The organism is Superficieibacter sp. 1612_C1, assembly GCF_015234305.1.
In the GTDB taxonomy this organism is placed as follows: Bacteria; Pseudomonadota; Gammaproteobacteria; order Enterobacterales; family Enterobacteriaceae; genus Superficieibacter.
This window is the reverse complement of record NZ_JADGMI010000002.1, coordinates 498,324-511,641: the sequence shown is the minus strand read 5'-3', so window position 1 is coordinate 511,641 and position 13,318 is coordinate 498,324. Positions and strand designations below refer to the sequence as shown.

General features: G+C 43.7%; 11 protein-coding genes. All 11 read right to left on the bottom strand.

Annotated elements, in window-relative coordinates; translation table 11 throughout:
• Nucleotide 1: 1 nt before the first annotated feature.
• The 11 genes from INT84_RS08590 to INT84_RS08540 all read right to left on the bottom strand — a co-directional run bounded on the left by INT84_RS08590 (nt 2) and on the right by INT84_RS08540 (nt 13,317).
• Nucleotides 2-577 carry an acyltransferase gene (locus INT84_RS08590; RefSeq protein ID WP_194206469.1) on the bottom strand — a complete coding sequence of 192 codons (576 nt, stop codon included), beginning with the start codon at nt 575-577 and terminating at the stop codon, nt 2-4.
• Complete coding sequence (locus INT84_RS08585) at nt 567-1,664, bottom strand: glycosyltransferase (RefSeq protein WP_194206468.1); 1,098 nt, start codon at nt 1,662-1,664, stop codon at nt 567-569. Before INT84_RS08585 ends, INT84_RS08590 begins: the two co-directional genes overlap by 11 nt.
• On the bottom strand, nt 1,661-2,869 hold the full coding sequence (locus tag INT84_RS08580; protein WP_194206467.1) for a hypothetical protein: 1,209 nt from the start codon (nt 2,867-2,869) through the stop codon (nt 1,661-1,663). Before INT84_RS08580 ends, INT84_RS08585 begins: the two co-directional genes overlap by 4 nt.
• Before the next feature lie 9 nt (nt 2,870-2,878).
• Complete coding sequence (locus INT84_RS08575) at nt 2,879-4,105, bottom strand: lipopolysaccharide biosynthesis protein (RefSeq protein ID WP_194206466.1); 1,227 nt, start codon at nt 4,103-4,105, stop codon at nt 2,879-2,881.
• Nucleotides 4,086-5,237, bottom strand: coding sequence for a polysaccharide pyruvyl transferase family protein (locus INT84_RS08570; RefSeq protein WP_194206465.1), 1,152 nt, complete (start codon nt 5,235-5,237; stop codon nt 4,086-4,088). Before INT84_RS08570 ends, INT84_RS08575 begins: the two co-directional genes overlap by 20 nt.
• A complete protein-coding gene (locus tag INT84_RS08565) occupies nt 5,234-6,361 on the bottom strand; it encodes a glycosyltransferase family 4 protein (protein WP_194206464.1) in 1,128 nt (375 codons plus the stop codon). The genes INT84_RS08570 and INT84_RS08565 overlap by 4 nt, the downstream gene beginning before the upstream one ends.
• 495 nt (nt 6,362-6,856) lie before the next feature.
• Nucleotides 6,857-7,753, bottom strand: coding sequence for a GalU regulator GalF (gene galF / locus INT84_RS08560; protein ID WP_194206463.1), 897 nt, complete (start codon nt 7,751-7,753; stop codon nt 6,857-6,859).
• Between the two features lie 147 nt (nt 7,754-7,900).
• The gene (gene wcaM, locus INT84_RS08555) at nt 7,901-9,307 is read right to left on the bottom strand and encodes a colanic acid biosynthesis protein WcaM (protein ID WP_194206462.1); all 1,407 of its coding nucleotides are present in this window, start codon (nt 9,305-9,307) and stop codon (nt 7,901-7,903) included.
• 11 nt (nt 9,308-9,318) lie between these two features.
• Entirely contained in the window at nt 9,319-10,539 is a 1,221-nt protein-coding gene (gene wcaL / locus INT84_RS08550; protein WP_194206461.1) for a colanic acid biosynthesis glycosyltransferase WcaL, read from the bottom strand.
• Entirely contained in the window at nt 10,536-11,816 is a 1,281-nt protein-coding gene (wcaK, locus tag INT84_RS08545) for a colanic acid biosynthesis pyruvyl transferase WcaK (protein ID WP_194206460.1), read from the bottom strand. Before wcaK ends, wcaL begins: the two co-directional genes overlap by 4 nt.
• A 22-nt stretch (nt 11,817-11,838) precedes the next feature.
• A complete protein-coding gene (locus tag INT84_RS08540; RefSeq protein WP_194206459.1) occupies nt 11,839-13,317 on the bottom strand; it encodes an MOP flippase family protein in 1,479 nt (492 codons plus the stop codon).
• Nucleotide 13,318: the final 1 nt, after the last annotated feature.

The following is a 13,318-nucleotide window of genomic DNA, read 5'->3' as shown; positions in this document are numbered from 1 at the left end:
ATTATAAATCTCTTTTCTTTGTGGCTGGCACACCGGCATAAAGACCACTTGAAACCATCCCCTTTATGACTGCATTTGCTGCTATAACCACATTATTGTCAGTCGTGGTTCCACTCAAAATTCTTACTCCACATCCAACCCAAACGTTATCACCTACTGTAATCTTTTCAGTAGATAACGCTTGATATTTAAACGGAATATCACTTTTAACAAAAGAATGGTCAAATGATAATATTGATACTGAGTGCGCAATCGAAACGTTATCACCAATTTTAATACCACCAATAGCATCTATATAACAATATTCATGGAAACTAATATTGTTTCCCAAATCGAGTTTTCCAATGTTTTTGAAAGTGCACCACCTTCCAATATAGATATTTTTACCACTCTTTGCAGCCAGTCTTCTGATCAAGACATATCGAAATAGAGTGCCCAAAATTGTCGGCATTCCAGAAATAAGATTGAACATGATGTTGCATAATCCATGAGGAAAAACAGCAACTATACTTGAAAGAATATTGATCAGCCAGTTCCATCTATTTAACTTTTCACGCCCAGAAATTTTATTTTTCATTATATATCCTTAAGACTTTAGAGATATTATTTTCAATTGAAAAGGCGCTATTAAATACTTCCTCAGAGGCGCAAAACACGTGTTTTTTTTGATTATTTAAACCAAACTTTTTTAACTGAGACACCCATAAATTAATATCATCAGTATTCAAATGACAAATGTTATCCGTCAAATCAACTACATTAGGTACGTTAGTTGATGCAATTACTGGTAAACCCGCAGCTTGCGCTTCAATTGCAGCTAATCCTAGCCCCTCATGTAGTGAGGGGAATAAGAATATATGTACTATATCTCGCATAATACGGAGAACGTCCGTACTGCCCTGCACTATTTTAACACGATCTTGTATCTTATAATTATCTATAGTTTTTATTAACTCGTTGTATTGACTACCGCTACCGATAATTAGTAGCTTAATATGTGGTTCATTTAACCTACGTATTATTTCCAGTAAAAACTTATGATTTTTAACAAGTTCCAGACGACCAACAGAACCTAAAATAACATCTTCTTTATTAAACCCGAATTCGCCAGGCGTGTAAATTTTTTCGAAATCACTTAAAGATGAAAAATCTTTCCCACAGGGAATAATTTCTATATTTTCAGTTTTGTGGTAATGACATTCTGCTGATTTAGTGCTTACTGCAATTCTATGATTAGAAAACAAGTTTACAGCTGTAATCTGAAAATTAATAAAAAGCCTTTTAAAATAACTCTTACCTTTGACTTCCTCTGATCTATCACTATGTGAATGGGAAATGGTTTTAGGTATTTTGCAGAGCTTAGCTATCAGAACTACTAAACCATTAGTGAAACTGACATGAGTATGACAAATGTCATACTCATGATTATTAAAAGCCTTGTAAAGATCGTACAAATAAGCCAACTTATTTTTAGAAGAGGAAATATGAATGACTTCACAGCCCATCGAAACTATTTCTGGCTCATAAAAGCCCACGTGTTTTTTATCCACTATGAATGAGAAATTATATTTATTGTTAGTTCGTTTAACAAAGTCGTAGAGCCAGCTTTCAATTCCCCCAATATCAAGCTGACCGATAACAAATACAATGTTTTTCTTAATCATAAATGAACTCTTTTCATTTTAGTTCTATATAAGAGAATAATTGATAATAGGACCAAAGGAATTATTAGAAGTTGCTTTCTAAAGATAGCATCCCCAACACTTCCAAGCCCATAGCTATTTTCGGCATTCGCATAAAAACCTACTAAGGTCATAATGGCAGAATATACAAATATTAGAACCAATGATAAAATTAACTTTTTATCAATAAGGATAGTGTTAGCACCGAACAAGCGGACGCTAATGATGATTATTGTCAGAATCACACATAAAACAGGAAACAATGTATAGTTATCATAATTTGTTGCTGAAACTGGATTAGGTGCGAGATACATGAAACCGAATAGTAGCGGCCAGTTAACTATGATTAAAAGATTTCTTGTAGCATATAGTCCGATGACCGCTAAAGTACCTAGTACTGCAAACTTTGCATATCGTACATGCCCTGTAATCAAAATAGCATACAGACACGCTACGACAGGAGAGTACGGACGAAGCAATAAACAATAAAACGCTAAAAGAACGACTCCGGCAAGGATAATTGGATTCTTAAATGTCAGTTCAGAATTGAGTATCTTAATTGCATAATGTGCTAATAAAAATGTTAGCGAAAAGATAAAGACATCTTTACCAAAAATGGCCACAAAATAATTCAACGTTGGGGAAAGGACTAACAAACTTATAAGAATCGAACAATAAACCTTTGATATATATCCATCAATTATATTTTTGAAAATATATAGAAATATCATCTTAAAGATATAATTAAAGATTACGATGTAGCTGGCAAACTTACTAGGCATCATTAAAAAGAAAAAGTGCACAGGCGCGCCGAATACAAAATATGATCCTGGCCCATTTATTATTCCATTATCATGAAATGAAAGTACCCGCAAAATAGCATCATTAATGATATCCTTTATTGAATCATATTGTAGTAAAAAGGCATAATATCGTGAAGCATCTAGACCAGCGATAACTTCAAATGTATTAACGCAATAAATTAAATAAAGTAAAGATATAAATAATGAGAGAATTATAATTATACTAACCTTCTCTCCTCTGTAAACTATAAATGGAATACTGATGATTGATAACACCGCCAAAATTACCCCTATTGAGTCGAAAGAAACTGGAAGTATATTGGCTAGTATTCCTGAAATAACAAACTGAAACAGCCCAAAAAAAAGTAGAGTCGATATTTTCATGATGACATCTTATTCGTTTGTTTTTATTGCGTTAAAATCAACTTTCCTGAACACACTGAAATATATTAATAATGAAATTACAGTGTTGGAAAATAGCAATACAAGTGGTACGAAATGAACGCTCAGATTTTTGCATGTTAAATATAAAATTATACAGTGTATAACCCCACCTATAAATGTTATTACTGATACTTGTTTATTTTTATTAAAATAAAAGCAGGTTGTCGACATCAGCATGTAAAAACCCTGACTAAGAAAAGCGGGTACCATGATAATTAGAAATAATTTAATCCCACTGTACGCATCACCCAGTATGAATGTATATATCTTCTCAGGAATGCACCAGTTAACTAGTGAACAAAAAACACACAATAAAAAATATATACCAAAAATTTTAAAAAAATCTGCCCTTTTTATTTTCTTTTTCGAAAGGTTTTCGTATATATGAGGAGTCATTGCTTTGTTTATAGCCATTAGAACTACTGTGATAATCATACCGAGCTGAAACGCTGCAGAGTAATTTCCCAATTCAAACTTACTATAATATTTATCGATCAATATCCTATCTAATCCCGACCGAGCAAAAAAACTAAGATTATGAATGATTAACGGCGCGCCAAATATAGCAAGTTTTTTCACTACATCTGATACGTTAGCAAAAAAATCTTTGCCAATTTTAAGCCAATGATAACTGATAAGCATTGACAGAAATATCGAAATTATATATCCGATGATAACTGCATAAACTCTTAATTTATAATCTGCACTAAAAACATTAAGAAATATGATTGTTAACGCAAAAGAAAAAAAAGCATTAAATAACTGCGTAACTATATAGTTTCTAGTTTCTTTCTTACATTGTTTAATAGAAAGCAAATTTGTATAAACAACTTGAAGATATGCACCTATTACAGAAAAAATCAACACAGGATTTTTTAGTATACTTGCCCCAAACAAAAAAATAATCGTTATAATTGTAGCAGATATTCCTCCGCCCCAAAAAAAGTATGAAGAAGGATATTGTTTATCGGTGAATTCAAATCTTGTTATTGCAACTGAAGAATTTATTCCTATAAAAATAAAAAGCACCGCAACATAAGTGTTAAAAAGTGAAATTTCCGCATATCCCGCTGGCCCCAAGACTCGCGAAAGAAATGGTAATAGAAGGAATGGAAACATTTTAACAGCAAGCTCACCTGTAACGTAGAGCATTCCATCACTGATGATTTTCTTCATTAATTTTCTTCAATCCATTTATGATATTTGTTTTAGCGCTGGATTTTTTTAACTCTGAAACCATCACAGCATTAATGATTTTTTCATGGATAAAATTCAACTCATCGTTAAATGAAATCATATTTACACCAACATTCAAATCATCAAAAATATGTTCCAGCTTATCGTCCCATTTAACGCCTAACACTCTTTTATTCATTGAAAGTGCAGGTAAGCAAGTATGTAATCTCTGCGCTATTAAACTTTCACAACTTTTAATATTGATTATCAATTCATCACTAGTTCTTGGTTTAGGTAGCCGATTAATTTTGATTAAGTTCTCGATTTCATCTAAAAACAATTCGTCCTGTAAAGAACCATTTGTAAAAAAACATACGCTAATACTTTTCTCTTTATCGAAAAAGGCATACAATTTCATCCAAAAGTTAAGTATATCTTCTGGTCTTATTTTAGATCCCGCTCTGATAAGCTCTGAGGGGCTAATAATACATAACCCAATTTGATAGATTGAACGATCAGGTATATTGATGTAGACATCATCCACAAATATGGCAGGATCCATCGTTGAGTTCAATTTATACTCAAATTCTTCGAATTTATTACTAAGTAGTTCTCGGGACGAGGTATCTCGCACTGTAATATACTTGCTATGCTTTAATAGTTTCTTAAAATAAAATGTCGCAATAAGGGACCATGGCATTCTGACTCCAACCATTCCTACAAATATATCTTTATTTTTTGAGATGGCATAATCTACTATGTCATTAATATTTATTGCAAAAATACCTGCTGTATCAATAAGTAAATGACCGCCGCCAATAAATATTAGGTCGGCATTATCTATCGCATCTATCTTGTTCTTGATAATTTCTTTTTTGAATAATTTATGTTTATAAAGATATTTTAAAGTACTAAGAATTTTTGGAACACTTCTTTTTCGAGGTTTTTTCACAGAATAATGGAAATTTTTGAACGCATTTCCTCTGATCGCATTAAGTTCCTTACCACTTAATACATCATAACAATTTACGTTTTCACTTACATATTTTTTTAATAGATAAAGAGTACAGTCGCTAATCACTTGATCACCAACATTTAGTGATTCACAGGCATTAAAAATAGCTATCTTCATAATTTCTTTTTCTCAACAACGATACGATTAATCGCGTTTAAATATTTGTTGATGACGATTTTTTCGCTAAAAATTTTTTCAGCTCTATCTCTTCCTGCCAAGCCCATTTCTACTCTTTTTTTATGGCCACATTGAATTACTTCTTTCATCATTTCATATACAGATTTAGGATTTTGCATTTCACAATAATAACCTGTGATACCATTTTCAATGGTATCTCTGCATCCTATATTTGTGGTTGTTATAATAGGTTTACCCATAGCTGCAGCTTCAATCAGCGATTTTGGAACACCTTCTCTATAATATGATGGCAATACCACGCAATCTACGTTTCTTAACTTACCCGGTACATCATCTGTGGTCCCAAGGTATTTTATAGTACCTTTATTTTCCCATTTTTTTATTTCATCTATACTAACGCTATGTATATTTTCCTTTTCAACCGGACCGAGTAAGAGAAATTCTACATTTTCATATTCATCTTTTATCATGCTCGCGGCCAATATATAGTCAAGTATACCTTTCTCTTTAAGCAGGCGCGCAACAAGTATAAATCTTACAATGCCATCGTCTGGAGCCGGAGCGTGTTCAAAACGATCAAGATCAACTCCAGACCCTGGCACAAGATCTATTTGAGAGTTATCAACGATATTATGCTCCAGGAAAAGATTCATATCATCTTTATTTTGAAAGAATACTGTGCTGGCATGATGTTGACTAAATTTATACATCATTCGTACAAGCTTCGCGGCTAAGTTGTTATTGATAAACATACGCCCTAATCCGGATATATTGTTTATAATTCCAATTTTTAGCATCCCACCACTGATTGAGCTATAGATATTGCTTTTAGGCGTAAAATTTAAAATCACTGTCGGCTTAAGACGGTTATATAGTCGTAAATATTGGAAAATAACGCTTAGTTCGATTATAGGGTTTTTGCTAAAACGATGCATATTTATATTAACGAACTTACACCCTAATGACTGTAATCGATCAGTATAGTCATCATTAGGAGCAACTGCATATACCTCAAATCCCTTTTCTACTAAAGAAAGGATAGTATTGCGCCGAAAATTATAAAGATACCAACCTGTATTAGCCGTGATGATTATTTTTTCCATTAATCCCTTTCCCAACAGTATTTATAAGTAATCAAATAAATTTAATATGATATTCATTTTATTTATAACGATACAAATAATTTACCCGTAATTAATTAGTTAATTAAAATCAATTAATTCATTATAAGTTTTTATCTCTGGGACACAATATGGCACATATTACTGATATAATCACGCTACCGCCCCTGGCTCAACAGCTACCAGTCCACTGTAACCACTTCACGTTTCACCTGCGCGCACCATCCCCCGGGCACACAAAATGCACACTAAATCCTTCATCAACGACAACATCATTGTTATATGAATTTAACCCATAGACAAGAAAATTCTTAATCTACATAATAAAAAATGTGTCTAAGCCTACCATTTTTAGTTATTGATAGATAAGACAAAAACAAAACGGCAGTGGAATCATGATATGAGTAAAAACTCAAACATCATAATTCCACTGCCGTTGTTGGTATGGATTAACCGCTCCCCTGGAAGGGGTATTCGTTATCCTGCGTTAAGCAATTTTTTAATACTTTCGCGGAATTTTGCACCCTCGTTCAGGTTACGCAGACCATAATTAACAAAGGCCTTCATATACCCCATTTTTTTACCGCAGTCGTAGCTGTCACCCGTCATTAGCATCGCATCGACGGACTGCTTTTTAGCGAGTTCAGCGATAGCATCGGTAAGCTGGATACGGCCCCAGGCACCGGCTTCAGTATGTTCAAGTTCTGGCCAGATGTCGGCGGAAAGCACATAGCGACCGACGGCCATCAGATCGGAATCCAGCGTTTGCGGCTGATCCGGCTTTTCAATAAACTCAACGATACGGCTAACGTTACCTGCATTATCAATAGGCTCTTTAGTCTGAATAACAGAATATTCAGAGAGATCGCCTTCCATCCTCTTCGCCAGTACCTGACTGCGTCCAGTCTCATTAAAGCGAGCGACCATTGCCGCCAGGTTATAGCGCAACGGGTCCGCTGTAGCGGTATCCAGGATAATATCGGGCAGCACAACGATGAAGGGATTATCGCCGATAATCGGTTGAGCGCAAAGAATCGAATGGCCGAGGCCAAGTGGCTGAGCCTGACGCACGTTCATGATGGTTACGCCCGGAGGGCAGATGGACTGAACTTCAGCCAGCAACTGACGCTTAACGCGCTGCTCCAGCAGAGCCTCCAGCTCATAGGACGTGTCAAAATGGTTTTCAACGGCGTTTTTGGAAGAGTGAGTGACCAGAACGATCTCTTTGATCCCTGCAGCAACAATCTCGTCGACGATGTACTGAATCATAGGCTTGTCGACAATCGGTAGCATCTCTTTCGGAATGGCCTTTGTGGCAGGCAACATGTGCATCCCTAAGCCCGCTACCGGTATAACCGCTTTCAAATTAATCATTATTTCTTCCACCTATAAATGATTTGTGAATTATAGACTCTATAAATGTTTTATCCAGCCAGTTTTACGATGATACGCCTTATCCTGGCTGAAAACCCTGGATGAATTCTGAAGCGGGACGATCTGCGTCCAGGAATTATCGTAAAATTAGCGGCCTGGCAGTCTGAAATTCACCCCCTCTACCCTCGCCACCTTCTGATCCACCCGGTCAATGTCAACCGAGACATCCCCTTTCTCGTTGACGGCCCTGATGTTCGCCATTGACAGCAGCGTGTCGTCGCGGGCCATGAACTTGCCGCGCACGTCTTTACGCAGGTCGAAGTTGAGCTTCAGCGCAGGGCCACGACGGCCTTCCTGCATGACGTTGATGTTACGCATAAAAAGATGCTGCGGTTTGTTGTGAAACTCCAGCGAGGCGCGGGTGGTGGTGAGGTTGGTGATGGAGACGAACGAGGTGGCGTTGCCTGAGGAGATTTGAATGCCGCGCAGTTTCCACGGCAGATCGCCGTTGTTGATATGGATATTATTCAGGCGGAAGTTCTGCGGAATGGAGAGATAATTACCTTTAATGACGCCGTAACCAATTAACATTCCGGCGCTATTTTGCATATCGATATTATCAATGACGAAATTATCACAGCCATAAATAGCTACCGTGGCGTTATCAATGCCGGCGTTTTTACTGTACTCCGGGGTAATATCCCGCGCTTTAACGTTACGGATAATAAAATGTTTGCCGTTTTCGACGTGAACCAGCTGGCGGCAGTGGCTACCGGTGATGTTAGCGACGACAAAGTTTTTTACCGTCATATGTTCAGGGTAGTCGTTATCGTAGGTACTGCCCGCGAGGCCGATGCCGATGCCCCAGTTGATTTTGCCGTTGGTGCAGTCGATGTGCTCAATCACATGGTCTGAGATGAGAATATCGCGGTCATTAATAGCGACGTTCCACTCAATCGCATCCCCCTGCAAATAACTGAAGTGGCTGTGCGTGATTTTTGCGTTCTCCACCGCGTCGTGGAAACCCTGACGCAGAATGCCGTAATTGGCTTTGGTGACATTGATATTATCAATCGTCAGGTTGCGCATGGTCTGCTTTTTTTTGGTGCCGATAAAGATCTGCGCCACCGGACCATAGCCGCTCAACGTTACCCCCTGGATAACGCAATCCGAGCCGCGCACGTCGAGCATGATGTTATACAGGCTGGAGCCAGGCTTGCCGAGGATCTGACAGCCATCGCTAAGGTTAAACCGTCCACGACCATTGCCCTTTAGCGCACCCAGTACGCGCAGGGTTTTACCCGGCGGCATCGTGATACTGGTGTTGATGTTATCGCATACCACGCCTTTGGGGACTTCAACGGTGTCCGCCGCCGCAAACGCCAGTCTGAAGGCGCGGATCCAGTCGTTGCCGGTATTGAAATCACGAATGTCTACCGCCTTCTTACCCTCAAGAGCGCGGGCCAGCGGGCTGTGAAGCAGAGGGAGTACGGCAAGCGCGGAGCTTGCCGAGAGGAAATGACGGCGGGAGAGTTCTTGCGGATGTTTACCCATGGGACCTCGTTTTAAAGCGTTGGTAGCAGGCTGGCGAGCCGCTGGTTAATCACCTGCTGATTGAATTCAGTTTCGACTTTTTGCCGTGCGCGGTTGAGGACGGGAGCCAGTGTGTCCTCGTCCAGCGTTGTGCATAGGGCCAGCCGGGCGGCCAGCGCGGCGGCGTCATTCTCGGCCACCAGCCAGCCGGACTCCCCGTCGTCGATAAGTTCAGGGATGCCGCTATGGACGGTTGAAACAACCGGAATGCCGACCGCCATCGCTTCCATCAGCGCGACCGGAATGCCCTCCATGTCACCATCCTCGCCGGTAATCGACGGCAGAAGGAACACATCAGCCTCATCCAGCATCGCTTTGACTTCATGGCCGGGACGGAAGCCACACATCTCCACGACGTCTTCCAGTTGATACTGTTCGATCAGCGTGCGCAGTCGCCGCTCCCACGGGCCGAGGCCGAGAATACGGTAGTGGAACCTGACGCCCTGCGCTTTGAGCTGACGGCAGGCCTCAATGGCGACGTGCAGCCCTTTTTTCTCGGTCAGACGCGCGACGGAGATAATATTCAGCGTTTCGCCCGGCGCTTTGAGCGGGCGACGGGAGAAGCGCTGCATATCGACGCCCATCCGGGAGACCACCACCTTCTCCGGCGGGCATCCCATCCCGCGCAGCCGCTCCCCCCACAGTTCACTGATCGGCAGCATCGCATCTCCGGTGCGAAAAAGCTGCTGATACTGCGGGGTGTAGCGGGCGAGTACTTCACGGCTGGAGATATCAATACCGTGAAAAATGGTGGCAATTTTGCCTTTGATAACGCCCAGTTCGCGCAGGCGACTGGCGGTGACGCCCGCCGGACCGAAGTGCGCGAGGTAGACGTCAGCGCTAAACGGGTGCGGCGCTGTCGCGCAGATCGCGGGCAGGATCAGGTTACGCGCTTCATCTCCGTAACGGCCGACGTTAAGCGCCCGCCACACGGCGGGCTTGTATGCCCCTTTCAACATGCTGAAGGCGCGGTAACGCAGTTTTGCCAGTTTGTTCTGCGGCTCGTCCTGGAGCCAGTGGGTTTTTTCTGCCAGTCGATACTCATGAAAGGCAGGATGCGTGTTCTGCAAATCGCCTTTTTGCAGCGCGACGATCTCCACCTCATAGCCCATGTCGATAAACGCGACGATCTGGTTGAGCACGAAGGTCTCCGACGACAGCGGGAATTTCAGCAGAAAGAAGCCGACCTTCATTTGGCCTCCCGGATCCTGTCCAGTACGGAGCCAATCATGGCGAAGCCTTTTTCACGCTCGGCGGAGACGGCTTCATCCACTTTCGCGCTGAGTGCGGGCAGCTGGTTGAGGATATCGGCAACGACGCCCTTTAACGAGCCGTCGAGCAGATGGCGGATGTCGATCGCCATCTCCGGCATCCCCAGTTGCTGCATGATCCCGGCAGATTTGTGCTCGTAGTTGATGGCGATGGCGGGCGTGCCGAAGTTCATCGAGATGATCGCCGAGTGCAGGCGCGTGCCGATGGTCAGCGCACATTCGGCGAGAATTTTGCCAAGCTCCACGTCGTTCAGTTCATCCATCGCAATATGCAATTGCTCGGGATATTTCACGTACTGCGCCATACGCAGCGCGACCATCCGATCGTCGCGATTATAGCGGTCGATACTGGTGCACGTAGAGAGCACCAGCACCTGATAGCCATCTTCCATCAGACGGTTGACCACCTCGGCAAAGGCCTGCTCGTAAGCCTGCTGAGTGGTGCCCAGACGTTTGTCGAACGGTTCGAGATCGCGCAGGGTGATGGCAACGGTTTTCTGGCGGCGCGCCACCTCCAGCCAGTGCTGTACCGCATAGCTGGGGGTAAAGGTGTCGTGGCGACGATCCACCAGCCAGGCGGTATCCACGCCCTGTTCGACCTTACTGGTATCAATATTACTCTTTTCCATCAGATCGCGGCTGACGGTTTCGCGCAGGATCAGCGCATTGGTGCGGGCAAAGACATAATTTGCCAGCTGATTGAAGTCCGGGTTCTGGAACGGCCCGACGCTGTGGCCGACCATATAGATCGGCTTGTTGGCCATAAAGGCGCAGAACGGATATTCGAAATGGGTCAGGCCGTAGAGATCGACATAGTTCGATCCGCCCACCTGGATGATCGCGTCGTAGTTTTTCAGGAACTCGGCGAAGCGGTTGAATTCCGGGGCGATGCGGAAATTACGCAGGCGGCCTTCGCCGGTGACTTTCGCCAGTAGAATGCGGTGCTGATAGCGACGGCGCAGGACTTTTTTCACCCGTCCGCTCATGCCTGCCGCCGCCTGTTGTTTCTGGCTCAGCTGATACAGCGGATCGGCCATGATAGTGCGGCCCTGTAGCCAGGATGAACTCACCGGGAAGCGACTCATCACATCCAGTTCCGCCTCAGGCTCCTGACGAGTGATAGCGTCAATCAGTCCACGCATAATGGCGCTGTCGCCACGGTTTCCACAGGTGTGATTACCCAAAATTAATAATTTCATTATCGCCTCTGAAAGGTGTTTATTAATGCGCCCGCAGCAGCGTTTTTAACTTATCGCTGCGGCAAAACGGCTTTTTCATTTCCACTACCAGGCTGTTGCGCGAAAGCACCAGCACCAGCCCAAAACTGATAACGCCTGCGGCGACCTGTGCGGCAAACAGCAGCGGCAGAGAGACGCGTCCCGCCAGCAGTTCGCCCAACGCATAGCTGATGAGCAGCGTCGGCAGCGACAGGCGCAGCGGCAGCCACAGACTCTGCAAATACTGTTTGTAGCTCGGCCCGACCACCGGTTTGATCATCACGAAATAGCTCAGAATGGTGTTGAGGATCTGCACCAGCAGGAACCCCAGCGTCACGCCAATCACGCCCGCCAGATGTCCGCCGATCAGGATCGCCGGAATAAACAGGAAGGTTTTAAAGACGTTGAATTTAAAACTGAGATCGACCCGCGCCCGCGCCATCAGCAGCGAACCGATAGGATTACCGACCGAGCGTAGCAGGCCGACGACGCACAGCAGTTGCAGCACGGGCACGATGTTCATCCACTTTTCGCCAAATACCAGCAGGACGAAGTTGTTTGAGACCACCATCAGTCCCAGCAGCGCCGGAAAGTTAATGATCCCCACCACCGACAGCAGCTTGTAGAAGTTAATCCGCAACTTCGCGGTATCGTCCTGGATTTTGGCGAACGCCGGAAACAGCACGCGGGTAATGATCGGGTTAAGTTTCATCGGCGGCACGACCGCGACGTTCCATGCGAGGTTGTAGCCCCCCGCCGCGCTGGCCCCGAGAATACGCGCCAGCGCCAGCGTCGAAAGGTTGGTATTGACGTAGTTGATGATGCTGTCCGCCGTCAGCCATGCGCCAAAACGCAGGTTCGGCGCGACGGATCGCAGAGAAAAGTGCAGGCCGGGACGGTAAATCTTGCGACCAAACCAGCCGAACAGCAGGGTACGCACCGCGCTGTTAACCAGATAGCCGAGGATCGCGGTCATGGCGACGGGCCAGTAGCGCGCGCTGATCACCGTGAAGGTAAATCCCGCCAGCACGGAAAGCGTTTCGATGGCACCAATCTTGTTAAACTCCAGCTCTTTTTGCATCAGCGCACGGAACTGCTGGCCGTGCGGCGTGACCACAAACGCCAGCGACAATATTTTGATCAGCGGAGCCAGATCCGGGTTATGCAGCAGCCCGGCAATGATATCGCTGAGTAAATAAATGGCGACGAACACCAGCACGCCCAGCCCGACGTTCAGCCAGTACAGGGTCGTCAGCTCGCCGTGGCTGATTTCTTTACGCTGAATGATCGAGTTGGCGATGCCAAAATCACACAACGTATCGGCAAGGGCGATGATCACCAGCGAGATGGTCAGCAGGCCAAACTGATGCCCGTCGAAAATGCGCGCCAGAAGGGTCATCTGAATCAGTCCCAGGCCGATGATGATCACCGTGGCGATGGCCGACCATTTTGCGCCGCTAAGGGTCTTTTCACGTAAACTCATT

Bases quoted from the DNA above. Each gene is read 5' to 3' on its own strand.
- INT84_RS08585 (WP_194206468.1), bottom strand. From the start codon at position 1,664: ATGATTAAGAAAAACATTGTATTTGTTATCGGTCAGCTTGATATTGGG.
- INT84_RS08590 (WP_194206469.1), bottom strand. From the start codon at position 577: ATGAAAAATAAAATTTCTGGGCGTGAAAAGTTAAATAGATGGAACTGG.
- INT84_RS08570 (WP_194206465.1), bottom strand. From the start codon at position 5,237: ATGAAGATAGCTATTTTTAATGCCTGTGAATCACTAAATGTTGGTGAT.
- INT84_RS08575 (WP_194206466.1), bottom strand. From the start codon at position 4,105: ATGAAGAAAATCATCAGTGATGGAATGCTCTACGTTACAGGTGAGCTT.
- galF (WP_194206463.1), bottom strand. From the start codon at position 7,753: ATGATTAATTTGAAAGCGGTTATACCGGTAGCGGGCTTAGGGATGCAC.
- wcaL (WP_194206461.1), bottom strand. From the start codon at position 10,539: ATGAAGGTCGGCTTCTTTCTGCTGAAATTCCCGCTGTCGTCGGAGACC.
- INT84_RS08540 (WP_194206459.1), bottom strand. From the start codon at position 13,317: ATGAGTTTACGTGAAAAGACCCTTAGCGGCGCAAAATGGTCGGCCATC.
- wcaM (WP_194206462.1), bottom strand. From the start codon at position 9,307: ATGGGTAAACATCCGCAAGAACTCTCCCGCCGTCATTTCCTCTCGGCA.
- wcaK (WP_194206460.1), bottom strand. From the start codon at position 11,816: ATGAAATTATTAATTTTGGGTAATCACACCTGTGGAAACCGTGGCGAC.
- INT84_RS08565 (WP_194206464.1), bottom strand. From the start codon at position 6,361: ATGGAAAAAATAATCATCACGGCTAATACAGGTTGGTATCTTTATAAT.
- INT84_RS08580 (WP_194206467.1), bottom strand. From the start codon at position 2,869: ATGAAAATATCGACTCTACTTTTTTTTGGGCTGTTTCAGTTTGTTATT.